Below are 23,812 nucleotides of genomic sequence, written 5' to 3' on the forward strand. Positions count from 1 at the left end.
GGGGACTGGGGACTGGGGAAAAATATTTCCCTTCTGCCTTCTGACTCCTGACTCCTAATCTAAAATCTAAAATCTAAAATCTAAAATCTAAAATCTAAAATCAAACTATGTGGGTTATTTTGAGTGGAATTGAAGGTAATTTAGCAGCTTATGAAGCTGTGATGGCTGATATTAAGCGTCAACGTTATGTAGATGCTTTATATATTTTGGGTGATTTAGTTGGACCAACTAAAGAATCTGAACAACTGGTAGAAAGGGTAAAATCTCCCCGTCGTGGTGAGTTAGAACCAATGATTTGTAAAGGTTGGTGGGAAGAACAATGTTTAAATTTACATGGTTTAGGACCCTCTGGGGATAGTCCTGAGTTATTAGCAAAATATGGGGGTGATGCAGTCAAGATGTTATGGGACTGTGTTTCTCGTTCAACTGTACAATGGTTGAGAAGTTTGGATTTTGGTTTTTTTGAATTAGATTGTTTATTAATTCATGGTTCATCTCTTGGTGTGAGTGATGAACTGACTCCAGAAACTGCCCCGGTTCAAATGTTAGATAGACTCTCAAGAATGCAAGCAAATAATTTGTTTTGTGGTCGTTCTGGTTTAACTTTTCAATATCAGTTACAAGGGGGTTCTGTTATGAGTGAAATTACCACTCTTGACAGTAAAATTTCTCCGCAAACGGTAACAGTTTCACCCCGTCAAGTGATTGGTGTGGGAAATGTGGGACGTATTCCTGGTCAAGCAACTTATACTCTTTATAATCCTAACAATAATCAAGTGGAATTTAAAACTGTTTATTATGGGAATAAAAAAGGATTTCAAGGGGATGAGAGCAAATAATTTCAAAAAGAATTTCAAAAATAATTTAAATCTGGTGTTTAATTCCCAAATTTTATATCGCTCTAGTAGGTTGGGTTGATGCAACGAAGATAAATTTTAAGCTATACTGAAAACATTCCATAGTTTTTACAAAACCATGATCCAAGAACTCGAAGGCATATTTGATGGTACAGCCCTGCAACTAGAAGCACCTTTAAATCTAGCAGTAGGTACGAGGGTGCGGATTATTGTTGAAACTATTTTACCCAACGAACAAAAACAACCTAAAACCTTTCTTCAAACTGCTCAATCTTTGCAGTTGCAAGGTGAACCAGATTGGTCAGAAAAAATTGACCAGTATTTGTATGAAGAAACGGTTTCTGTTCATGATTGAGGTTTTTTTAGATACTTCTTTTGCTATTGCTTTATCTTCTCTTACAGATCAAAATCATCTCATGGCTGTGCAAATTGCCAATCAGCTTGAGGCTAACAAAACTCGTTTAGTAACCACTCAACCAATATTACTAGAAATTGGTAATGCACTTTCTAAACAAAAATACAGAATAGCGGCCATTCAACTTTTGGAATCTCTCGAAGCTGATCCTAATATTGAAGTAGTGTTATTAACGAAGGAGTTATATACAGCGGCATTTAATTTGTTCAAACAACGAGAAGATAAAGAATGGGGTTTGGTTGATTGCATATCGTTCATTGTGATGCAGAATCGAGGAATTACTGATGCACTAACTGCTGATATCCATTTTCATCAGGCAGGGTTTCGAGCATTATTAAGAAACTAACAATTTACAATACCTTTACATCCATCAGCCTAACAAATCAATTGAAAAATTTGATCTGCACAGAAAACCTAAATGTTCACTTAAATCAACATCCCTGCAATACCAGCAGTAATAAAACCTGAAAGTAATCCCCCAATCATAGATTTAACACCCATCCGCGCTAAATCATGTTGACGCTTAGGAGCCATACCAGTCATACTACCAATAGTAATCCCAATTGTGCCAATATTAGCAAAATTACATAAAGCATAAGTAGCAATAATTATAGAACGTTGGGAAATTTGCTCTTGCTTAATCAGTTCACTTAAATCTAAATATGCCAAAAATTCATTTAAAATCGTCTTTTTCCCCAATAAAGCCCCGATTTTACCACAATCAGCCCAAGGTATACCCATCAACCAAGCAACGGGAAACATAATAAAAGATAACATCCATTCTAAGGATAATTGCGGTAAACCTACAAGCGTTCCCAACCATCCTAACAAGGCATTTACAGCAGCCAGTAAACCCAAAAAGGCAATAATCATTACACCCACATTCACCGCTAACTTAACACCATCAAGCGCCCCAGTGGTTGCTGCGTCAATGACATTGACAGAATTACTCTTTGTTTCCACATTGACTTTACCAGCAGTTTCCGATACTTCTGTTTCTGGATAGATTAACTTTGATACTATCAAAGAAGTAGGAGCAGTCATAAAAAAAGCAGCTACTAAATGTTCTGCGGGAATACCGAAAGAAAGGTAAGCACCCAGTACACCACCGGCGATAGTCGCAAAACCACCAGTCATCACCGCAAATAGTTCTGATTGAGTCATGTTTGCTACATAAGGCTTAACCATTAACGCCGCTTCTGTCGGACCTAAAAAGATATTACCAGCGCAGGATAAAGATTCAGAACCCGATGTTTTCATGGTTTTCATCATTACCCAGGCCAAGGTACTGACTACCCTCTGTAAAATACCATAGTGATATAAAACACCAATGAATGAAGAGAAAAAGATGATCGTTGGTAAAACTTGAAAAGCAAAAAAATGATCTTTGAAATTTTCACCAAAGACAAATTTAGCACCGACATCAGAAAAAGCTAAGAAATTACCGATAATATCCCCCAAAGATTTAAAGACTTTTAAACCCCAAGAAGTTTTAAGAATTACCAATGCTAAAATAAATTCTAAACCCAAACCCCAAGCAATTGTTCGCCAACGCACAGCATGACGGTTAACAGAAATTGCATAGGATATACCAATAAATACTAAAATACCAAGTGCCGAAATAACCCTTTCCATGTTGATTCCTAAATAACATTCATAAAAATAGTAATCTTTTTAACGCTTTAAAACTCAATATAAGAAAATCTTGTGTTATGAGACTATTTGCGCTATCATGAGAATGATTCTTATTGCTGCTAGGCTGTAAAAATAAATCACAAGTAAATTATTAGACATTACAAAAAATAGTACAAATATAACCAAGTATTAATTATGTCCTTAAAAACAAAGATACAGGGTGAGTTTGAGCAGATTTGGGAGGGGATGTTGTCAGATTATGTAACAGCGATCGCCTGGTCATCCCAAGGTAAAATTCTGGCAGCGAGTTCAGCAGCAGGAGAAGTAGTTTTATACCGTAGTCCAGAACAGCAATTAGTTAAATATTTAGTTAAATATTTAGTCAAATATTTACAAACCTCTGACGGAGAATCTATAAATAGCCTGGTTTTTTCCAAAGATGGACAATTTTTAGCCGCAGGTGGACAAAATGGCCAAGTAAAAATTTGGCGTTTACAGTCAGAGGAAGCAGAACTAATCACAGTTCTAGAAAATAACCGTACCTGGGTAGACCGCATGGACTGGAGTCCCACCAAAAATCAACTAGCTTTTAGCTGTGGTCGCTATGTCCAGGTATGGAACGCAGACACAGGTAACATAGAAACCACCCTGAATTTTGATACCTCCTCTGTCCAACATATTACTTGGCATCCCAATGGTGAAAGTTTAGCCATTGCGGGTTATCAGAGTGTGAAATTTTGGATGTCCGCAAATTGGGATGATGACCCTTCTGTTATACCAGTAGATTCAACCAGTTTGGTGATACTGTGGTCAACAGATGGTAAATATATTGCTTCTGGGAATATGGATCGCTCGATCACGGTTTTGGAGTGGAATGACCCAAATCCTTGGGTAATGCGTGGTTTTCCTGGTAAAGTTCGCAATTTAGCATGGTCAGATACATCGACAAAATCAGGCGCACCTTTATTAGCTGCTTCCAGTGTAGAAGGGATAGTAATCTGGGAAAAAAATGCTGATAACTGGGATAGTAGAGTATTACCCAGACATGAAGGTAATATCCTATCAATTCAATTTCAACCCAATACCCATTTATTAGCTTCTGCTTCTGAAGATGGTAGCGTTTGTTTATGGAATCAAAGTAAACGATTGCTACAAGTTCTTTATGGTGCTAACAACGGATTTTCCTGCCTTTCTTGGCATCCTCATGAATCTAAATTAGCAGCTGGAGGTAAGAACGGTGAATTAATTATTTGGTCACCAGGCAGCAGGGGTCAAGGTTTCGGTAGGCGATAATCAGGGACATTGACAATCCCCTGCCTAAAGGCCTACGGTGTACACACAAGTGGTATCTGCAAGGGTTTCAGGCGTTATAGACCCCTGAAATTGTCATTACGAGCGCAAGTAATCACATAATCCTGTGGTTTTTGCGATCGCTTCGTTATTCCTCCTCTGTGGGATACTCAAATAAATCTCAAATTACGCTTCAACTCTTGTCATCAATTTATTCAATTTTGAAAAATATTAATGCGGATGGCGAGACTCGAACTCGCAAGGCAAAGCCACACGCACCTCAAGCGTGCGCGTATACCAATTCCGCCACATCCGCACGGTTGCCTAGAAAACTACTATAGCATAAAAAATCAATAATGAAAGATATTTTCCAAAATTTTTTCCAAATGTTTTAATCAGGGAATGGGTAATTGGTAATGGGTAATTAGCCCGGATTTCTCAGCAAAATCCTCAAACCCTTATAAAATATGGATTCTGGGTTTTTACACTGCGTCAAAAATCAACCCGGTGAAAAATACCAGAAACCGTTTTCCTATAAGGATTATATAGATTGTGATCGCATTGTTTGTGAGAAATGCGGGATTAGGTGATTCATATTCCCAGTCACCAATCACCAATCACCAATCACCTATCACCAGTCACCAATCACCAGTCACCTGATAAATTTATGAGAATTTACAGTAATGCGACAGCTTTATTTGAATGAGATGGGAGAAAATGTCAATCTACTGGTACTAATATCACAGCTAGAAAATGAAGTTTGACAAAATTTTAATTGCTAATCGGGGAGAAATAGCTCTTCGCATTCTCCGCGCTTGTGAAGAAATGGGAATTTCTACAGTTGCTATTCACTCTACTGTTGACCGAAATGCTTTGCACGTACAACTAGCTGATGAAGCGGTTTGTATTGGCGAACCAGCAAGCGGTAAAAGTTATCTGAATATTCCCAATATTATTGCGGCTGCGTTAACACGCGGTGCTACTGCGATTCATCCTGGTTATGGGTTTTTGGCGGAAAATGCCAGATTTGCGGAAATTTGTGCAGATCATCAAATTGCCTTTATTGGACCCACTCCCGAAGCAATTCGCTTAATGGGGGATAAGTCTACTGCTAAAGAAACCATGCAAAAAGCCGGAGTTCCCACAGTACCCGGAAGTGATGGGTTAGTAGAGACAGAAGCCGAAGGATTAGCGATCGCCAAAGAAATCGGCTACCCTGTCATGATTAAAGCCACCGCTGGCGGTGGAGGTCGGGGAATGCGGCTTGTCCGTTCCCAAGATGAATTTGTCAAACTTTTCCATGCAGCCCAAGGAGAAGCAGGAGCAGCTTTTGGTAATGCTGGCGTTTATATAGAAAAATTTATCGAGCGTCCGCGCCATATAGAATTTCAAATATTAGCGGATAACTACGGTAATGTAATTCATTTAGGTGAAAGAGACTGTTCCATTCAACGCCGTAACCAAAAGTTGTTAGAAGAAGCTCCCAGTCCCGCCCTTGACCAAGAACTGCGAGAAAAAATGGGACAAGCAGCCGTCAGAGCCGCCCAGTTTATCAACTACACTGGTGCAGGAACTATAGAATTTCTCCTCGATAAATCTGGTCATTTCTACTTCATGGAAATGAACACCCGTATCCAAGTTGAGCATCCAGTCACAGAAATGGTAACGGGTGTAGACCTGCTAGTAGAACAAATTCGCATTGCCCAAGGTGAAAGACTCAAATTAACCCAAGACCAGGTAATTTTAAGGGGTCATGCCATAGAATGCCGTATCAACGCCGAAGATCCAGATCATGATTTTCGTCCAGCACCCGGTAAAATTAGCGGTTATCTCCCACCAGGAGGCCCAGGAGTAAGAATTGATTCCCATGTATACACAGATTACCAAATTCCCCCTTATTACGACTCTCTCATCGGTAAGTTAATAGTTTGGGGACCCGACCGCGCCACAGCTATTAACCGAATGAAACGGGCATTAAGAGAGTGTGCAATCACTGGACTACCTACAACTATCCCCTTTCATCAAAAAATCATGGAAAACCCGCAATTTTTACAAGGTCAAGTTTATACCAGCTTTATCCAGGATATGAAATTACAGTGATTAGGGAACAGGGAACAGGGAACAGGGAACAGGGAATAGGGAATAGGGAATAGGGAATAGGGAATAGGGAATAGGAAAATGCAAAAGTTACAATTTTCATTTCTCCTGCCTCCTGCCTCCTGCCTCCTAACTAACACGCGCCATCATGGTTAGTAATCCTTGCTGACCCAATAAAATTTCCCTAACTAAGCTGAAAATACCCACCCAAATAATCGGAGTGATATCAACCCCACCAATAGGAGGTACTACCTTTCTTAACAGCATTAAAAATGGTTCAGTTGGCCAAGAAATGAGATTAAAAGGTAAACGGTTAAGATTTGCTTGAGGATACCAAGTGAGAATAATGCGGAAAATAAACAAAAAAATCATCACACCCAACAAGGGTCCAAGAATCCAAGTAGTTAAGTTAACACCTGTCATAGCTTTAAGTTACCGTCTTTCCAAAAATCAACAAGTGGTAGTGTAATCTAGAAAATTTTAAGCTTTGTAAAGCCTTCTCACTCCCATCTTAACTAAATGCCGGCATTTTCTGGCCTCAGAAAATAATAGCTGAAAAGTTTTCTTGGCTTCTCAAGGAACTGATACACCATTAAAATTAAAATGAATTATGTAAAAAAAAAGGTTGAGAACTATGACACCCTCTTTAGCAAATTTTCTTTGGAGTCTCCTTTGGGGTACTGCTATTGTGGTCATCCCCGCTACTGTTGGTTTAATTTTCATCAGCCAGAAAGATAAAATCCAACGCAATTAAGCAATTGGGGACTGGGGAATGGGGAATGGTGACTGGAGACTGGGGACTGGGGACTGGGTAATCAATTTGATATTTCCCAATCAACTATCAACTATCAACTATCAACTATCAACTATCACCTTTTGCCCAATCACCTTTTCCCCAATCACCAGTCACCTATCACCAAAAATTGTAAACAGCTTCAGAGCTTATTTGCTAGATGCTTTGAAGCTTAAATATATTGTCAATAGTTAAAATAGTAATTTTAATTGTTAGCAATAATTGATGCTACAAGTCCCCGGATTAGTCCGTGTGGTAAATCCAAAATCCAAAATCTAAAATGCAAAATTAGATGACTCGCTAACATAGATGTGATATTGGGAAAAGAGCAATGATAAATTTTGGGCTGAACTCAGCCAGTGTTTTGGCTCAGGTAAATTTTGGGGCTAACTCAGCCAGTGTTCTAGGAATTTTCCTGGCTGTGGCTGGGGCAGCACTATATTTTCTTCGCACCGTGCGCCCGGAACTGTCACGAGATCAAGATATCTTTTTTGCGGCGGTTGGCTTACTGTGTGGTTTTATTCTGATCTTCCAAGGATGGCGACTTGACCCGATTTTGCAGTTTGGTCAGTTGCTGTTAGTTGGTTCTACTGTATTTTTTGCTGTTGAAAGTATTCGTCTGCGAAGTATTGCTACTCAACAAGCGAAACGCAATACTCCCATTGTGGATGATGAGCGAGAAGTCAGCAGAAAATATTCTTACTCTGATCGCCGTAATTATCAAGCGGAAATGGATGCCGATTTAGAACCGCTACCTTATTACGAAGAGGAAGAAGAAGAACGTCCCCCACGTCCCAGGATTCGTGGTAGCCGAGATGATCGTTCCAGCCGTGATAATTATTATGAGGAACAACCCCCACGACGAACAGAACGCCGCAGTAGCAGGGAAAAACCAGAAACAGCCGAAAGGAAACGTCGTCCGAGTTCTGGACGTTCCGTAAGTCTCAAGAGTGATAGTTTTGAACAAGAAAATTGGGGTTCTGTTTCTAAGGAAGTTGATGACTGGGAAAGTCCCCAAGAGGAAGTAAGAAAACCGTCACGTCGCAGTAATAACAGACCTCAACGCCCAGAAAGCCGTGAGGATGATGTTACACCTAGACCTAGAAAACGTCGTCCATCTGCTGATTCACCTTCTCGCAGAGAAAGGAATGAAGATGAGGCTATACCTACTGATTATGTACCATATAAACCTCTGGAAACTCCCAATGAGGATTCAGGTAATACCAATGACTTTGATGATGTTTAAAACATTTAGCTGATGGTAATTTCAAGGGCGACGGAAAGCGGTTGATGTGAAAAAATTTACATCTGTATTGTGGCTCCAAAAGCGTATTCGTTGGAGCCTAATTTTTAGCCTGAGTGGGTTGCTTGTGTCTTGTGGTGCTGGTGAGATTCCGGTTGGGGTTTATTCTCTAAACAGTCGTTATACTGAGGAACAACCGGCTTTGAGTGGCAACGGACGCTTTTTGGCCTTTGTCTCTAATCGTAATGGTAATCAGCAATTGTTGATGTACGACTTGGAAACCCAAAGTTTTATTCCCACTCCCAGTTTAAACCGACGAGAAACTGTTGCTGAAAGTCCCAGTCTCAGCTACACAGGTCGTTATATTTGTTACCTCACGAGTGACCAAGGTAGACCAGTGATAGCACTTTATGATCGCGCTATGAAACAATCACAAATCATTACTCCTACCTATCGCGGCTGGATCAGAAATCCTCATATCAGTCCTGATGGACGTTATATAGTGTTTGAATCTGCCAGTCGTGGACAATGGGATATTGAAGTTTTAGACCGAGGACCCACTGTAGAATTAGATATTCCTAATGGTGCAACGGTGACTGGTGATAGGTGACTGGTGACTGGTGACTGGTGACTGGTGACTGGGAAAAATAACTAATAACTAATAACTAATAACTAATGACTAATAACTAATGACTAATGACAAATTACTTTTATTTTTATTATTAAGTTCAACTTTGTTAACTGGGTGTTTTGGTTATCCGCGTATATTAAGTTATCCCTTTGATCCCGGTGGTCGCGGTTTAAACAGTTCAGCTTCGGAGTTAAATCCGCAAATTTCGGGCAGATATATTGTTTTTACTACTAATCGTCGCGGTAGCCAGGATATTTATATGTTTGATACTGTTACACAAAATCTAGTAGATTTACTAGGTTTAAATTCTTTTGATACTATTGCTGATCATCCTTCTGTGACTCAAGATGGTCGTTTTGTGGTTTTTGCTGGGAGTCGTCAGGGGCGCTCCTTTATTTTTCTTTATGATCGAGAAACTCGACAATCCAGAAATTTAACTGCTAATCTGCAAGCAGAAGTCCGCAATCCTACAATTAGTGCTGATGGTAGTAGAATTGCGTTTGAGTATAGCAATAATGGGCAATGGGATATTTTACTGTATGACAGGTTTGGACAAAAATTGAATATCCCCCAAGACCCAAGGTAATTGATAATTGATAATTGATAATTCATAATTATAAATTACTACCCAATCACCAATCACCAATCACCAATCACCAATCACCAGATTTAACTGATTCAATGAGCGATCGCACTTGTTGAGTACCTTCTGAGGGTTCAAAGGAGAGGGGAAATTTACCCCTGACTAACATCCGTAAACCCAGAGGTGCAAGACTAAGTAATCCTTTTAAATCACGGAAATAATTACCAACTACTTGGATACCAAATTGACGTTCATCAATCCAACCACCTGCTTTAACTAGCTCAACCAATACTTTGCGGTGACGAATGGAACGGCTATCACTGGCTTTTTTGCGGTCAAGAATTTCTTGTTTAATTTTGGTAATTTGTTCTAATGGTGCAACTTCCATTGGACAAACAGAGTCGCAATAAAAACAACGAGTACAACCCCAAACACCTTTAGTTCCTTCGTTGTAATTTTCCAAGCGATTTTCTTGGTTACTATCGCGGGAATCTGCCACCATGCGGTACGCTTTGGCGAGAGCGTGGGGACCTACAAAATCGGAATTAACTTCACGGGCGTTGCATTCTGAATAACAAGCACCACACATAATACAATTACCTGTTTGATCGAGAAGCGATCGCTCTTGTGGTGTTTGCAAAAATTCTTTTTCTGGTACTTGTCGCGCTGCTGTACTGACATAAGGTGCAACCGCTTCTAAATTATCCCAAAAACTACTCATATCTACGACCAAATCCTTAATCACGGGCATATTTCCCAAAGGAGCGATCGTGATTTCATTAATGGTATGATTATGGTTTGTCGATAATGAAGATGATGAAATTTTTTGCAATCTAGCTAGTTCGCTGCCAACATTTTCTTTACAGGCTAAAGCTGAACGTCCATTAATTCGCATAGCACAGCTACCACAAATAGTATTGCGGCAATTTTTGCGAAATGCTAAAGTTCCATCTTGTTCCCATTTGATCCGATTTAGGCAATCAAGTATTGTATTACCTGGTTCTACCTGTAAAGGATAAGTTTGGACAACAGGGTGAGAGTTTTGCTGCTGGCGAATAATCTTAAAAACAACTTCCATATATTACCAACCAAATTCTAAAAATTGCCTTACCTGCTGCCAAAATAATGAGTACAAGCAGGTTGTTGTCAAAAATTAGCCCGTTATTTAACTTCAGTGGCTAATAAGCTGATGCTGAAGGCGCTTATGATTCCAGTTCAAGGATAACCATTAAAATTTTAGTTGTAGAAGTGCAGTCAGTGAAATTTATCGAAACAATCGAGTCTCAAAACGGACTTCATTCAAAGTTGTGGGAGGCGTGATAAATCCCCGTGACAAAAACTGCTTCCAGCAAAGCGACCTCCTGCTTTTGTGAACTGAGCAGTATTAGCAGGTGTTTAACATAGCGATGTGTTTACCTGAGCAAATGCAGCTTAGGCATGGAAGTTCAATTTGTCAAATATTTTTTTGCTTTTCTCTGACAAGAGGTGAGGGATGTACCCTTCACTGGTTTATCCTCTACACTTGAGACTTCTTTAGTTTAGTCCTGTTTGTAAAAAGTCTTCCAGTAATAGCGAAATAAAAATTTTTTAAATATATAGAAGTGTTAAAGCGGCGGACAATTATTTGGTTATGGCTATCAAGCAAGGGATAGATGTGGTAAATTGATTCTTCCCCTAGACAGACGTGGAGAATAATCGGCGATATTTTCCCTGCTCCTAATAAACAGGGTGAAAAATACCAGAGGCTTTTTGTCTGATCTCCATCAAGAAAACCTAGATTTAAGTCACTCACTCAAAACGTCTCGCCTAATTATATAAACTTTTATAAAAGTCTTGACTCCATACTCATGAGACCATCAGTCCAGAGTAAAATCCTTACTCCTTTTTCTGTCCCCAACTCCAGTGATTTGAAAAAAAAATAATTTGCAAATTGTTTTTTAAATTCAACAAATATTTTGCTATTATTGGTTCATGATAGTATTTAATATGAAATTACGAAGTCACAAAACCAGTACCAAAGTCCGTACAAGTCCGGCTGCTACTGCTTTGTTGATTCGTAATGTAGAGACAAGAAAATTTGTGTCTCTATCGGCTGGACACAAGGGTGTATGTCTCTAAGACCATCAGCAAATACTATGCTGTCCTAAGCTGGAAATGACGAGTGGGTACAAACCTACAACTCAAGAGCAAGAAAGGCAAGCACTGAAAGTGAAAAACCTGCAATTTATTGTATCTACAACTTTTTAGGAGTAGAACTAACCTGATTTGTAAAGGTGGCTTAAAATTACACCACTACACTAGCGCCAAAAGATTAAAATATTTTTCTTTCTCATGGCGAATGATGGTTAAAAATGCCGTACAATCAACGGAATAAAATTCTGTGACAACCATGATCTCTAATTGAATATGGAAAACCATATATAGAGATACTTGGGCTGATCATATCAGCAGGAATTCACACTTCACCCTCAAGTCTTCAGTAGCTCTGGACATTGGCTAAAAAGCCAAATGTAAAAATCAGGCTACATTGATGAACTGTTTCAAGAGATTAAGGAAATTTTGAACATAATGACAGAAACTGCAACCGCCCCATTAACAGGAAAAGCACTGCTGGCTAAAGTAAAAGAGCTTTCTAATTTACCACGTCGAGAAAGAGCGAAGCAGTGCGGCTATTACACTGTTACCAAGAATAATCAGGTGCGTGTAAATCTCACCGATTTTTATGATGCTTTGTTGTCAGCTAGAGGTATTCCTCTGAGTCCAGAATCTCCTAAAGATGGACGTGGTCGCGAACCGACATACCGGGTTAGTGTTCATCAAAATCGTCAAATCGTGATTGGTGCTACCTATACCAAAGCAATGGGTTTAAAACCTGGTGATGAGTTTGAAATTCGGTTAGGTTACAAGCATATTCATTTGATTCAACTTGGTGAAAGTGATAAAAAATTGACATCATCCGATGTGGAAGCTGATGAAGCTGATTTAGAAAATGAAGAGGAGGAATAAATTTCTCTGAGAGTAGGGGTAAGTTGTAAATAAATCTTTGCTTTCTTATCCCTACACTTCCCTACACCTACAAATAAATAGTATTTGTAGTTTAAAGGTTTGTTCATACAACAAAATAAGATTTGACATTTTGTATGCGTCACGAATTCTAGTAGAGTTTTGAAGGATAAGCAAGAACTCTCTGGGAGCTAGAAATCTATCGTGATTTTTTCGTCTGTTTTCTTTTCACTAATAGAGCCATCAGTCAATAATACATTACTGGCGTTGCTAAAAAATGCGCCAGTAGTATTTTTTGTCATGGCTTTTTTTATGGTTTGGGTAGTATGTTGGTTGCCATTAGCAGCGATATCCGCCTTCATACTTAATTTGCAGCTTAATAAACCTTTACAGCCAGAGCAAAAAATTCCTTTATTGGTATCTCTCTATCTATTAGTACCTTTAATTCTCTGGGGAATTAATTGGTTAGGACTGGGGTCTTTTGCTAATTATGGCTTGGTGGGGAATATTTCTATTTTGCGTTCTTTGTGGCTGGGTTTGGGTTTAGGTGTGTTGGGACTGGTGATAGTGTTTACCTGTCAATTTTGGCTAGGTTGGTGCTATTTAGAAAAATCAAATATTAAATTAATTCCGGGAATTTTGCTACCAATTTCTTTGGTGGCTTTGTTTGTAGGTGGGATAGAAGAGTTATTATTTCGGGGTTTTTTATTGACAACCCTGGAGAAAGACTACCCGATCTGGTTAGCAGCGATTATTTCTAGTTTGATTTTTGCCTTGCTGCATTTGGTTTGGGAACAAAAAGAAACGATACCGCAACTACCTGGTTTATGGCTGATGGGAATGGTGTTGGTAGTGGCCAGGTTAGCTGATGGTGGTAGTTTGGGGATAGCTTGGGGACTTCATGCGGGTTGGGTATGGGCGATCGCTACCATAGATACAGCAGGATTAATAACTTATACAGGGAAAGTCTCAGAATGGGTTACAGGTAAAAACAAAAAACCCCTAGCCGGATTAGCTGGGGTTCTGTGTGTTCTGGTAACAGGAATAATTCTTTGGTGGTTTGTTGAGATTTAGGCATTGGGTAGGAAAAAACTAATCACCAATCACCAATTACCAATTACCTAACCCCCAAAACCAGGAATTAAACGTTTTAGAGCGCGACCAGCTACATCACCATATCGCAATTCACCACAAAGGATTTTACCCATAGTTTGAGCGCCAGAGGGACGTTTAACACCGACTTTGTAGCCAATACCAGGGAAGCGATAAAATGCGCCGGCTAATTTTTGCGCCCAAGCCATTTCTGAACCCCATTGTTCATGAATAGCCTCAGTGTAGTTTTCCAAGGCGTTGATATCACCACTAAGCGCCTCATTAATGAATTGTGCGGCTAGGACACCGCTAAAAATTGAGGGGCGAATACCTTCTGCGGTAAAGGGGTCAACAACACAAGCAGCTTCACCGGCTAAAACAGCATTTTGGGTATGCAGTTTTTGATTACCATCCCATAAGGATATGGGATAACCATATTGTTTGCTGGTTTTAATATCTACATTAAAATATTTGGCATACTCATCCAAAATTTTTTTAAAGTCCTGGGGTTCGCCACCAATAAACGTTCCGACTCCGAGAGAGTAACCGTCAGCTTTGGGAAAATTCCAGATATAACCGTTTTTGACTAAACCAAACTCAAAGTGAATTGTGGATTTATTCTCTACATTTGCCGGAATTTCTGCTTCTAATGCTCCTGCTAAACGACGTTTCCGGTCTTTGAAACCTAGCCATTTGGGCATTGAACCTTTAACACCATCCGCAGCAATTAAGTAGTGACCTGTGACTTGTCCGTTAGCCGTATTAACTTGCCAATAATCACTTTTAAACTCAATACCTGTAACTTCTGTATTGTCTCGTAGTTCTGCCCCTTGTTTTTGAGCTTGTTGAACGAGAAAATGGTCGAATACATCTCGCCGCACCATCCAGACTGGTTCTTTGGTGGCAATTTTTGCTTCTACAGAATCGTCTAATTTCCAGGTGAAACGTATAGAATCAGCTTTGACGGAAATTGCAGGGCTAAAGTCAAAATCAAACCATTGAGCGATCGCTGGTGACACACCACCACCACAAGGTTTATATCTGGGCAGAGATGCTTTTTCTAAAACTAATACTGAGCGTCCCTGTTTGGCTAAATGATAAGCTGCTGATCCACCCGCCGGACCAGCACCAACAATGATACATTCGTACATAAATAAGGGAATAGGGAATAGGTAGGAGGCAGGGAGCAGGGAGCAGGGAGCAGGGGAGGTTAATAACCCCATCACCAGTCCCCAGCGATGCACTGAGCTTGTCGAAGTGTCCCCAGTCCCCAGTCCCCAATTTAGACGGTTGTAATGTCTTTTTCCTTCTCTGCCAGCAAGTCGTCGATTTTCGCTGTATATTTGTTGGTTAGTTTTTGTAGTTTATCTTGCTGATCTCGTGATTCGTCTTCGGAAATTTCCGCAGCTTTTTCTTGTTTACGAATTGAGTCAAGAGCATCACGACGGATATTGCGAATACCAACTCGACCTTCTTCGGCATACTTAGCAGCGAGTTTAGCAAATTCTCTACGACGGTCAGATGTCAAAGGTGGGATGTTCAAACGAATTACAGAACCATCATTGCTGGGGGTTAAACCGACATCTGACAAGGAGATTGCCTTTTCCACCATATTCAGACTCTTCTTGTCATAAGGCTGAATGAGAATGGTTGAGGCATCTGGTGTGGAAATGTTGGCCAGAGATTTTAGAGGTGTTGGTGAACCGTAGTAGTCCACCTGTACTTTATCGAGTAGGCTCGCATTGGCGCGGCCAGTGCGAATGGTGTTAAAAGCTCGTTGAGTAGCCTCAACGGTTTTTTGCATCGTACTTTCAGCTTCAGCTAATTTCACAAGAACCTCCCACAAGAGTGCCAATAGATTCTCCCATTACTGCACGGTGAATATTTCCTCGCGTTGTTAGGTCAAATACCAGAATGGGAATATTATTTTCTTTACATAAGGCAATTGCGGTACTATCCATGACTCGCAAATCTTCAGCCAAAACGTGGGCGTAAGTGAGGGTTGTGTAACGTTTGGCTTCAGGATAAATAGTGGGGTCAGCATCGTAGATTCCGTCTACTTTGGTGGCTTTAAAAATCACTTCTGCTTCTATTTCTGCTGCTCTTAATGCCGCAGTGGTATCTGTGGTAAAGAAGGGATTTCCTGAACCAGCACCAAAAATTACCACCCGTCCTTTTTCTAAATGACGGATGGCACGACGACGAATATACGGTTCTGCTAATTCTTGCATAGCGATCGCTGTTTGTACCCGCGTCTGTATTCCTATCCTTTCTAGCGAGTCTTGTAGCGTCATGGCATTCATTACCGTGGCAATCATTCCTATGTAGTCAGCGGTTGCTCTGTCCATTCCCGCTGATGCTGCCTTAACGCCTCTGAAAATGTTGCCACCGCCAACTACGATAGCGACTTGAACGCCAGTGGCTACCACCTCTGCCAACTCTTCGGCTATTCCCTTGACTACTTCTGGATCAATGCCATAGCCCATGTTGCCCATCAAGGCTTCACCGCTCAGTTTAAGTAAAACCCGTCGGTAATTCGTTCCCATGAAGTTACGTTTTATTTTATCAAATAAGTTGCAATTGCCTCCAATTTAAGATAGCAGTACAGTGGCAATCTGTGTCTAGTTCTGCGTTATTTTCGCCATACTAATGGCGTTCCCAGTTGTGGGGTTTGTGCTGGCTGGATTTCTTGACCTTCAAATAAAGAGGCGATCGCATTTCTTAAAAAATCTTCCCCAGTCGCTGATGGATCTTGAGGGTGTTCGTCAATTTGTCCTTTATAGCGCACAATCCCTTCATTATCAATTAAAAAAGCCGTTGGTGTGCTAACAGCACCAAAGCTACGAGTTACATCTTGTGTTGTGTCCCATAGGTAGGGGAAATTTAATTCATGGCGCTGGGCAAAAACTTTCATATCTTCAAAGTTTGAGCCAGGGTTTATATCTTCCCCAGGATTCACATCATTACCATTTAGTCCAATGAGTGTAAAGCTGCTAGGTGAAAATTCTGTTTGAATTTTTTTCAGCCTGTCTATATACTTTTTTACATAAGGACAGTGGTTAGACATAGAAATTACACATACTGAGCGTAAATTATCTAGATAACGGCTGAGATGGTGTACACTGCCATCAATTCCTGGCAACTCAAAATCTGGTGCGTAGCTTCCGATAGGAGTATCAATTGTTTCTAGTATATTCATTGTTTTTTGCCAGAAGGAACTAGGAACAAAAACTTATGCAAATTCAGCGTTAGTTTTTTAGATGCTAAACTAAGCCTTAGTATTTGTTTTCTATCCAAATTCATTTTATATACTAATTGAGTTAGCGTAAATTGTAAAACCTCCTGAATTTGGGATTTATGCTATTTTGAACATCCACAATGTTGTTTTTTGGGTAAATTTTCTGTAATAACCCTGTAAAGTATCATATATTTCTCTAATTCTCATGTAGTATGCCAAGCTCAAAATTCCAGGTTTGTCCTATGCTAGATATCTAAAATATGGGCAAAAATCTATTTAACATTAATTCTATTTAACATTTAATTTTGAGTTGTTTAGTGATATGGGTGAAACAGTGTTTTTTAGTGTTGTTATACCAACTTATAATCGGTTGCCAATTTTGCAGAAGTGCCTCCGCGCTTTAGAAGTACAGAATTTCAAGGATACAACTCTTGTAGAAGGGTATGAGATTGTTTTAGTGGATGATGGTTCTACCGATGGGACTTTAGACTGGTTAGCTGAACATCAAGATCAGTTTCCTCATGTGCGGTGTTTTCAACAGGATCATGCTGGTCCTGCGGCGGCGCGAAATTTGGGTGTAGAAAAAGCTGCGGGTGATACGATTATTTTTATTGATAGTGATTTGGTGGTTTTGTCTAATTTCTTCCAAGCTCATAGTAATGCTTTATTGCAAGGAAGAGAGAAATTAGGAAACGACGCTTTTTTTACCTACGGTGCGGTAATTAATACTTGCAATTTTGAAAATCCCACTTCTGAACCTTATAAAATCACAGATTTTTCTGCGGCTTTTTTTGCTACGGGTAATGTGGCTATTCCTAAACATTGGTTAGAAAAAGCAGGTTTATTTGATACTGGATTTCAACTTTATGGATGGGAAGATTTAGAATTAGGTGTGAGGTTAAAAAATTTAGGTTTGCAATTAATTAAATGTCCTCAAGCTGTGGGTTATCATTGGCATCCACCCTTTAGTCTACAACAAATTGATAATTTAATTGATAAGGAAATTCAACGGGGAAGGATGGGAGTTTTGTTTTATCAAAAACATCCGACTTGGGAAGTGAAAATGATGATTCAAATGACTTTGTTTCATCGTTTATTGTGGGGGATACTTTCTTTAAATGGGTTGTTTAATGAAAGAACTAGCGCCCCTTTATTGCAATGGTTGATTAATTTGGGTAAGCCGCAGTTAGCTTTGGAAATTGCGCGGATTTTTTTGAATTGGTATAATGTGAAGGGGGTTTATCAGGCTTATGGTGAGATGATGAATAAATGATTGTTTCGCGCAAAGAGTCAAAGGAGCAAAGAAGAGAAAAAGGGATATAATAGAAGAAGTGTGATATTTTTCTACTAAGGGTAGAAATCCTCATCTAAAATTTGCTCTACTGAGAAGGGAGAAGTTAGAGGATATTTATTTTCTGATGGTATGGTAATTCCAAATTTAGCCAGTTTACCTTCTTTTATGGCAAGTTTACGCGCATCGGGGTAAGATTTTTCTAATGCTTCTGTTAAGTAATTTTTGAGAGATGGGGTATCTGTTAAATTATCAATCACTCGTTGACGATGTTCGACGACGGAACTATACCAACTTGCTTTCATTGTCTCTGGTACATTATGTTGAACTTTTAATTTAAGGAGGTGAGTTAATAAGATTTTTAGGTTGCTTTTTAGTGCATTTTTTTCTGATTTACCCAACTCTATTAACTCCTCTATCAAATGATCAATATCCAGGGATGCAAATTCATGATTTTGTAATTGTTGAATTGTTGCATCTATCCATAATTGTAAGTCTTGATCATATAGGGTGTTAGACATCTTTCCGACCTATTTGTTTAAGAGTTGTGATATTTAATATTTTAACATACATTTTTTAGATATTCTCTCAATACGGGGGTGAGATGAAATAATCTTTCGTCGTTTTCTGATTTGGTTAATAAAAATCGTCGTGTTAATGATTGTATACTGTTGATTATTTCTAGAGATGAGAGGGATAATAGCTTTTTGATTTCTTCTCTGGATAGAGGTTGATCATTTTGACTGATTTTTAATAGTGTTTGTTTTTCAATATTGGTTAATCTCTCCCAGGTTAAGAGGATGTTTGATTTGATATCTTCTGTTAAGATTAAATTGTTTTCTTGGATAAATTCTGCAATTTCACCTTGAAATACATCTTTTATTAAAATGCTGATATATTGTAAATATCGAGGATGAGTTTCGTATAAGTTTATTAGGTTTAACCAATGTTCTTGATTTTGCAATCTTTGATTTTTTAATATTTCTGTAGCTGCATTACCTAAACCTGATAATTCTAAGGAATGAATGGGGTAAATTTCATCATCTAAGGATATCAGTTCTTGGCATTTTTCTTGACTAATCAAAATTACACAGCTTTGATTTTCTATTGCTGTGATCATTTGTAGGTTGGGTTGACGTTAGAAAACCCAACTAACTACACTTAAATATAAATTACAACTTCCTCCTCTTTCCATAGCTAATAATTTTTATCAACCATAAAAACCCTTTATTTATAAACATCTCACCGCGCACCAATAGCCATGATCACATATAATTGATTAACAGTATTCTCAATAAACAAAATCCTATATTTACCAACTCTTAAACGACTTTCTTCTCTACCCTTCAATGGTTTAATATCAAGATTTTCTGTTCCTGTGATTAAACCATCCAACGCACGAATAATTCTTACTTGATCTTCAACTCTTAATCGTTCAAGATATTTTGGGCAGGTTTTAAGATAATATAATCAAGCAAAATCTTCTCCTAGTAATTGACGCTTTAACTCCTGAGATGAAATTCCTTTATCTTTTCCTGTAAGATAATCTTGTAATGCAGATGCACTCATATCTAACAATTCATCATCTACATCTTCATCATTGTCATTAGTCTGTTGATCAGCAACATTTATTTTCTGAATAAACTCTAATACATAACTCAATTTTTCATCAGGAATGAGGCTGATTTGTTTTAATATTTCTTGACGAATAATGCTAGAATTAGTCATAAATCAAACTCCTATTTTTTGTCACATAACTATTATGTGTGTAAAATTATCATCAAGGTGAAACTTAATCTTGTTTGACATTTTCACCCTTATAACATTTATTATTGTTGATTTAACCATCCCTGTAAATTAGATACTTTACTAAAATAATTAATTCCCACATTAGCTAATACCTGTTGAATATTAGTATTACCAAAATCCTTAGTATTTTCACTAAAAAATACCTTCGACATTGATAAATTATTCTGAGCATGAGCTAAAATCACCTGTAAAATAAAATCATCTCGCTTTTGATTTTTACCAGGTATTAAAGGAGTATTTAAGGTACTTTCCAACATTTCAATTCTGGGTTCAATCAATTCACCATGATTTTTCAGATATTCGAGAATCTTCAAAAATAGGTTTCTAAAATCAGTTAATATGTCATCATAATCAATTAAGGAACTTTCTAAGTAGTTGACAAAAGAGGTAGAGTTAGATAATTCTTTATTTCTTTTTGCTTCATTCATCTCTATTTGAAGAGTTTGAGAAAAAGATTGACTACGTTTGTCTTCTCTTTCTATTGCTACTAGGGTTTCCATCAAGCAAATACTCGGTATCACAAACTTGAGTTTATCTGAAGACTGATAAACAAAATCTTCTAATTCTTTATTTCTTCCTTTGGCAATTGCCATAATGGAATTAGTTTCCAAATAAATAATTATCATAATAATTGTAGCTCCTCTGTAGTTATATCATCCAAAAGAGCAAATAAACCAATTTCTTTCATTTCTTCAATGTAAGGAGGATTTTCACTTTTCCAATGATAATCTAAATCTCTTAACCAGGATTGAAGCAAAGTGATTAAAGTAAATTGATAAATGATTACTTCAATACTTTTTGGACTATAAAATCCTAAAACTTTTTTGGTTTCTAATCTGGAAACTTCTGCAAAATTCGGACTTTTAAAGATTCTGATCACATCGGAGTTAGCAAACATTAAAAAAGGAATATTTTGGTATTGTTCCATTTTTAATATATCCAGTTCTGGGGAAGCATACATGGCGGAAAATCTTACATCTATCATCAAAATAGGTTGTTCATCTTTATCTTTGACAAGAATAGCAGGATCAAAATCAATTGCTGTGGGTGGTTTAATTATGCTCATGGATTTTTACCTGTTGATTTAAGATGATTGACATTGTTATTATAACTCAACTTCACTATATCTAAATACAGAAATATTTATTGTTTGAATTTTATTGTTTGAATTTTATTGTTTGAATTTTATTCACATAGTTTCTTTTATTTGCTGATTTTTGTTGTTATTAGTCAGTTTTTTCAGACTTGTGCCAAAAACAGCTATTTGATAATTAACCAATTTCTTAAAAATTCTGACTCCTGACTCCTGTACGGGCGTTCGCGAAGCGTGCTGGAAGCATCAGCATTCGGTTGATAAATTTTCGATTTTTACCCAATAGACCTGTCCGAATGCTTCGCCCCTACTGACTCCTGACTCCCGACATTTCAAAATATTTCTGCAAAATTGCCACAATTGTGCTACCCTAGTATGGTTGTCTAAATTCCGCACATCCGGGAATTCGGGTGTTTCCACTGTGGAAATACACCTGGATGGAGGTTTAACCCGAATAGGAGCTATAAAATATGCCAGTCGTTTCTTTGGCTCAGATGATGGAGTCAGGTGTTCACTTTGGGCATCAAACCCGACGTTGGAACCCGAAGATGTCTCCTTACATCTACACTGCTCGCAATGGTGTACACATCATTGACTTAGTGCAAACCGCACAGTTGATGGATGACGCATACAACTATATGCGGACACAAGCAGAACAAGGTAAAAAATTCTTGTTTGTGGGTACAAAGCGCCAAGCAGCAGGAATTATTGCACAAGAAGCTAACCGTTGTGGTTCTCACTACATTAACCAGCGTTGGTTGGGTGGAATGCTCACCAACTGGGCTACCATTAAAACCAGAGCAGAACGTCTAAAAGATTTAGAACGTCGGGAAGAAAACGGCGCATTAGACTTATTGCCTAAGAAAGAAGCTTCAATGCTGCGTCGGGAAATGGCGAAGCTACAAAAATACTTGGGCGGCATTAAAAATATGCGGAAAGTGCCTGACATTGTGGTAATTGTTGACCAACGTCGGGAATATAACGCTGTTCAAGAATGCCAAAAACTGGGTATTCCCATTGTGTCTATGTTAGATACAAACTGTGACCCAGATGTTGTAGATATTCCCATTCCAGCTAATGATGATGCAATCAGATCGATTAAACTGATTGTTGGTAAATTAGCAGATGCTATTTATGAAGGCCGTCATGGTCAGCTGGAAGTAGAAGAAGATTACGAAGATTACGAAGGCGCTGAGGAAGAGTACGACTACGATGAAAGTGAGTACACTGACTCAATGATGAGCGATGACGACGAAGAATAAGGACTAAACAATTTTGGATTTTGGATTTTGGATTTTTTGGGAAAAGTCCGTTGTTTTGGGTGCAACAAATCTCAAATCGTTCATTTCCAATGTCTAAGCTGCATCTGTTTGTGGTGCAGCCAATCGAAAATCTAAAATTGGCAGAGGCTAAATTTAAAATTCATCGCTTTTCTGTACGTAGTTCTCATCAGAGGACTTGCAGCCGTCGGGCAGACGGTGATGCTTGCTGAGGGTAAATTTCTTGGAATTACTTTGAAGCAAGAATCCCCCGGCTTCTAGCCGTGGGGAATGTCAATAGCCCTGAGTAAGATAGAAATACTCAACACCCGTGAGCGATTATAACTCTAGGTCAAGTTAGGATAGGAATTGAGGCAACATGGCGGAAATATCTGCAAAACTCGTCCAAGAGCTACGCCAAAAAACTGGTGCCGGCATGATGGACTGCAAAAAGGCGCTGAAGGAAAATGATGGCAATATCGACGCAGCTATAGACTGGCTACGTAAAAAAGGCATCGCTTCAGCGGGTAAAAAGAGCGATCGCGTGGCAGCAGAAGGTTTAGTAGACACCTACATTCAACCTGATGGTAAGGTGGGTGTACTGATAGAAGTCAACTGTCAAACTGATTTTGTTGCCCGTAACGACGCTTTTAAAACTTTAGTTAAGAATCTAGCACAACAAGCTGCGACTGCGGATAGTGTTGAGTCTTTGCTGGCTCAACCCTACATTGAAAAGGCAGAAGTAACTGTAGATGAATTTATCAAAGAAAGTATTGCTACCTTGGGTGAAAATATCCAGGTGCGACGCTTTGTAAACTTCTCTCTTGGTGACACACCAGGAGTAGTAGACAGCTACATTCACACTGGTGGTAGAGTAGGTGTGTTACTGCAAGTAATCGCTAAAACAGACGATGCTGCTGGTAACGAAGAGTTTAAAAAATTTGCTAAAAATGCAGCAATGCAAGTTGCCGCTTGCCCCAATGTTGAGTATGTTAGTGTAGACCAAATTCCTGCCGAAACTGTCCAAAAAGAAAAGGACATTGAAATGGGTAAGGAAGACTTGGCGAATAAACCAGAGAACATCAGAGAAAAAATTGTTCAAGGACGGATTGAAAAACGCCTAAAAGAATTAACTTTGTTGGATCAACCTTATATCCGTGATCAAAGCATTTCTGTAGCAGACTTAGTGAAGCAAGTTCAGTCTAAAGTCGGTGAAGACATTACAGTGCATGGCTTTGTGCGATATGTACTGGGTGAAGGCATTGAAAAACAAGAAAGTAACTTTGCTGAAGAAGTAGCTGCTCAAATGGGCGCTAAGTAATGGCGCTAAGTAATTTAGTTATGAGTCAGTAGTCAGTAGTTAGTTATTAATAGTATGTTATTAACTGAAGCTGCTGGACTAAAGATTTTTGACTAATGATTAAATCAGTACACAGTAGACAGGTCAGACAGTTTATGGTAAAATGAATGTTGATGACACTGA

29 protein-coding genes and 1 tRNA gene are annotated in these 23,812 nt (G+C 38.7%); 15 read left to right on the forward strand and 15 right to left on the reverse strand.

Annotation, left to right across the window (positions count from 1 at the left end):
* The first annotated feature begins 107 nt into the window (after nt 1-107).
* The 3 genes from H5968_RS03455 (at nt 108) to H5968_RS03465 (ending at nt 1,618) form a co-directional block, all read left to right on the forward strand.
* Nucleotides 108-839 (forward strand): metallophosphatase, encoded by a 732-nt coding sequence (locus tag H5968_RS03455; protein WP_187038825.1) that lies wholly within the window; start codon nt 108-110, stop codon nt 837-839.
* Nucleotides 840-975: 136 nt separating this feature from the next.
* Nucleotides 976-1,212, forward strand: a complete 237-nt coding sequence (locus tag H5968_RS03460; RefSeq protein WP_187038826.1) for a hypothetical protein — start codon at nt 976-978, stop codon at nt 1,210-1,212.
* Nucleotides 1,184-1,618 carry a type II toxin-antitoxin system VapC family toxin gene (locus tag H5968_RS03465; protein WP_255427036.1) on the forward strand — a complete coding sequence of 145 codons (435 nt, stop codon included), beginning with the start codon at nt 1,184-1,186 and terminating at the stop codon, nt 1,616-1,618. Before H5968_RS03460 ends, H5968_RS03465 begins: the two co-directional genes overlap by 29 nt.
* Nucleotides 1,619-1,698: 80 nt before the next feature.
* On the opposite strand, the gene H5968_RS03470 is transcribed toward H5968_RS03465, so the two are convergent.
* Nucleotides 1,699-2,907: a NupC/NupG family nucleoside CNT transporter gene (locus H5968_RS03470; RefSeq protein ID WP_187038828.1), complete on the reverse strand. Its 1,209-nt coding sequence runs from the start codon at nt 2,905-2,907 to the stop codon at nt 1,699-1,701.
* A gap of 195 nt (nt 2,908-3,102) precedes the next feature.
* Here H5968_RS03470 and H5968_RS03475 point away from each other — a divergent pair, with 195 nt between their 5' ends.
* Entirely contained in the window at nt 3,103-4,200 is a 1,098-nt protein-coding gene (locus tag H5968_RS03475; protein ID WP_187038829.1) for a WD40 repeat domain-containing protein, read from the forward strand.
* Nucleotides 4,201-4,432: 232 nt separating this feature from the next.
* On the opposite strand, the gene H5968_RS03480 is transcribed toward H5968_RS03475, so the two are convergent.
* Nucleotides 4,433-4,513, reverse strand: a tRNA-Leu gene (locus tag H5968_RS03480).
* A gap of 437 nt (nt 4,514-4,950) precedes the next feature.
* On the opposite strand from H5968_RS03480, the gene accC reads away from it, so the two are divergent.
* On the forward strand, nt 4,951-6,297 hold the full coding sequence (gene accC / locus H5968_RS03485; protein WP_187038830.1) for an acetyl-CoA carboxylase biotin carboxylase subunit: 1,347 nt from the start codon (nt 4,951-4,953) through the stop codon (nt 6,295-6,297).
* A gap of 126 nt (nt 6,298-6,423) precedes the next feature.
* On the opposite strand, the gene H5968_RS03490 is transcribed toward accC, so the two are convergent.
* On the reverse strand, nt 6,424-6,717 hold the full coding sequence (locus tag H5968_RS03490) for a YggT family protein (protein ID WP_187038831.1): 294 nt from the start codon (nt 6,715-6,717) through the stop codon (nt 6,424-6,426).
* A gap of 211 nt (nt 6,718-6,928) precedes the next feature.
* Here H5968_RS03490 and psbX point away from each other — a divergent pair, with 211 nt between their 5' ends.
* Nucleotides 6,929-7,048, forward strand: coding sequence for a photosystem II reaction center X protein (gene psbX, locus H5968_RS03495; protein ID WP_096568218.1), 120 nt, complete (start codon nt 6,929-6,931; stop codon nt 7,046-7,048).
* Here psbX and H5968_RS25435 read toward each other — a convergent pair.
* Nucleotides 7,007-7,132 (reverse strand): hypothetical protein, encoded by a 126-nt coding sequence (locus H5968_RS25435; protein ID WP_255427042.1) that lies wholly within the window; start codon nt 7,130-7,132, stop codon nt 7,007-7,009. The two genes, psbX and H5968_RS25435, sit on opposite strands and share 42 nt — an antisense overlap.
* A gap of 286 nt (nt 7,133-7,418) precedes the next feature.
* Here H5968_RS25435 and H5968_RS03500 point away from each other — a divergent pair, with 286 nt between their 5' ends.
* From H5968_RS03500 to H5968_RS03510, 3 genes are all read left to right on the forward strand, one after another.
* Entirely contained in the window at nt 7,419-8,333 is a 915-nt protein-coding gene (locus H5968_RS03500) for a Ycf66 family protein (RefSeq protein ID WP_137669202.1), read from the forward strand.
* 46 nt (nt 8,334-8,379) lie between these two features.
* Complete coding sequence (locus tag H5968_RS03505; RefSeq protein WP_096568222.1) at nt 8,380-8,940, forward strand: TolB family protein; 561 nt, start codon at nt 8,380-8,382, stop codon at nt 8,938-8,940.
* Nucleotides 8,941-9,019: 79 nt separating this feature from the next.
* Nucleotides 9,020-9,547, forward strand: a complete 528-nt coding sequence (locus H5968_RS03510; protein ID WP_187038832.1) for a PD40 domain-containing protein — start codon at nt 9,020-9,022, stop codon at nt 9,545-9,547.
* Nucleotides 9,548-9,614: 67 nt separating this feature from the next.
* Here H5968_RS03510 and H5968_RS03515 read toward each other — a convergent pair whose 3' ends face one another.
* Nucleotides 9,615-10,622, reverse strand: a complete 1,008-nt coding sequence (locus tag H5968_RS03515; protein ID WP_096568225.1) for a succinate dehydrogenase/fumarate reductase iron-sulfur subunit — start codon at nt 10,620-10,622, stop codon at nt 9,615-9,617.
* Nucleotides 10,623-11,530: 908 nt separating this feature from the next.
* On the opposite strand from H5968_RS03515, the gene H5968_RS25440 reads away from it, so the two are divergent.
* The 3 genes from H5968_RS25440 (at nt 11,531) to H5968_RS03525 (ending at nt 13,621) form a co-directional block, all read left to right on the forward strand.
* Nucleotides 11,531-11,662: a hypothetical protein gene (locus tag H5968_RS25440; RefSeq protein ID WP_255427037.1), complete on the forward strand. Its 132-nt coding sequence runs from the start codon at nt 11,531-11,533 to the stop codon at nt 11,660-11,662.
* Nucleotides 11,663-12,112: 450 nt separating this feature from the next.
* The gene (locus tag H5968_RS03520; protein ID WP_096568227.1) at nt 12,113-12,550 is read left to right on the forward strand and encodes an AbrB family transcriptional regulator; all 438 of its coding nucleotides are present in this window, start codon (nt 12,113-12,115) and stop codon (nt 12,548-12,550) included.
* 201 nt (nt 12,551-12,751) lie between these two features.
* Complete coding sequence (locus H5968_RS03525) at nt 12,752-13,621, forward strand: type II CAAX endopeptidase family protein (protein WP_187038833.1); 870 nt, start codon at nt 12,752-12,754, stop codon at nt 13,619-13,621.
* Nucleotides 13,622-13,668: 47 nt separating this feature from the next.
* Here the strand turns inward: H5968_RS03525 and H5968_RS03530 are convergent, their stop codons facing one another.
* From H5968_RS03530 to H5968_RS03545, 4 genes are all read right to left on the reverse strand, one after another.
* A complete protein-coding gene (locus H5968_RS03530) occupies nt 13,669-14,790 on the reverse strand; it encodes a geranylgeranyl reductase family protein (protein WP_187038834.1) in 1,122 nt (373 codons plus the stop codon).
* Nucleotides 14,791-14,921: 131 nt separating this feature from the next.
* On the reverse strand, nt 14,922-15,470 hold the full coding sequence (gene frr, locus H5968_RS03535; RefSeq protein WP_187038835.1) for a ribosome recycling factor: 549 nt from the start codon (nt 15,468-15,470) through the stop codon (nt 14,922-14,924).
* Complete coding sequence (gene pyrH / locus H5968_RS03540; protein WP_096568235.1) at nt 15,457-16,185, reverse strand: UMP kinase; 729 nt, start codon at nt 16,183-16,185, stop codon at nt 15,457-15,459. Before pyrH ends, frr begins: the two co-directional genes overlap by 14 nt.
* Nucleotides 16,186-16,271: 86 nt before the next feature.
* Nucleotides 16,272-16,838 (reverse strand): thioredoxin family protein, encoded by a 567-nt coding sequence (locus H5968_RS03545; RefSeq protein WP_187038836.1) that lies wholly within the window; start codon nt 16,836-16,838, stop codon nt 16,272-16,274.
* 361 nt (nt 16,839-17,199) lie between these two features.
* On the opposite strand from H5968_RS03545, the gene H5968_RS03550 reads away from it, so the two are divergent.
* Entirely contained in the window at nt 17,200-18,150 is a 951-nt protein-coding gene (locus H5968_RS03550; RefSeq protein ID WP_187038837.1) for a glycosyltransferase family 2 protein, read from the forward strand.
* Between the two features lie 74 nt (nt 18,151-18,224).
* On the opposite strand, the gene H5968_RS03555 is transcribed toward H5968_RS03550, so the two are convergent.
* The 6 genes from H5968_RS03555 to H5968_RS03580 all read right to left on the reverse strand — a co-directional run bounded on the left by H5968_RS03555 (nt 18,225) and on the right by H5968_RS03580 (nt 21,043).
* On the reverse strand, nt 18,225-18,689 hold the full coding sequence (locus H5968_RS03555) for a DUF29 domain-containing protein (RefSeq protein WP_187038838.1): 465 nt from the start codon (nt 18,687-18,689) through the stop codon (nt 18,225-18,227).
* A gap of 41 nt (nt 18,690-18,730) precedes the next feature.
* Nucleotides 18,731-19,288, reverse strand: a complete 558-nt coding sequence (locus H5968_RS03560; protein WP_187038839.1) for a hypothetical protein — start codon at nt 19,286-19,288, stop codon at nt 18,731-18,733.
* A gap of 122 nt (nt 19,289-19,410) precedes the next feature.
* The gene (locus H5968_RS03565) at nt 19,411-19,563 is read right to left on the reverse strand and encodes a type II toxin-antitoxin system RelE/ParE family toxin (RefSeq protein WP_222620541.1); all 153 of its coding nucleotides are present in this window, start codon (nt 19,561-19,563) and stop codon (nt 19,411-19,413) included.
* A gap of 75 nt (nt 19,564-19,638) precedes the next feature.
* Entirely contained in the window at nt 19,639-19,896 is a 258-nt protein-coding gene (locus H5968_RS03570; RefSeq protein WP_187038840.1) for a hypothetical protein, read from the reverse strand.
* Between the two features lie 101 nt (nt 19,897-19,997).
* The gene (locus H5968_RS03575; RefSeq protein ID WP_187038841.1) at nt 19,998-20,603 is read right to left on the reverse strand and encodes a PIN domain-containing protein; all 606 of its coding nucleotides are present in this window, start codon (nt 20,601-20,603) and stop codon (nt 19,998-20,000) included.
* On the reverse strand, nt 20,600-21,043 hold the full coding sequence (locus H5968_RS03580) for a hypothetical protein (RefSeq protein WP_187038842.1): 444 nt from the start codon (nt 21,041-21,043) through the stop codon (nt 20,600-20,602). Before H5968_RS03580 ends, H5968_RS03575 begins: the two co-directional genes overlap by 4 nt.
* Nucleotides 21,044-21,540: 497 nt before the next feature.
* Here H5968_RS03580 and rpsB point away from each other — a divergent pair, with 497 nt between their 5' ends.
* Together rpsB and tsf are read left to right on the forward strand one after the other, a co-directional pair.
* Nucleotides 21,541-22,332: a 30S ribosomal protein S2 gene (rpsB, locus tag H5968_RS03585; RefSeq protein WP_096568251.1), complete on the forward strand. Its 792-nt coding sequence runs from the start codon at nt 21,541-21,543 to the stop codon at nt 22,330-22,332.
* A 376-nt stretch (nt 22,333-22,708) separates the two neighbouring features.
* A complete protein-coding gene (gene tsf, locus H5968_RS03590; protein ID WP_096568254.1) occupies nt 22,709-23,650 on the forward strand; it encodes a translation elongation factor Ts in 942 nt (313 codons plus the stop codon).
* Nucleotides 23,651-23,812: the final 162 nt, after the last annotated feature.

The organism is Sphaerospermopsis sp. LEGE 00249 (assembly GCF_014299995.1).
GTDB classification, from domain to species: domain Bacteria; phylum Cyanobacteriota; class Cyanobacteriia; order Cyanobacteriales; family Nostocaceae; genus Sphaerospermopsis; species Sphaerospermopsis kisseleviana.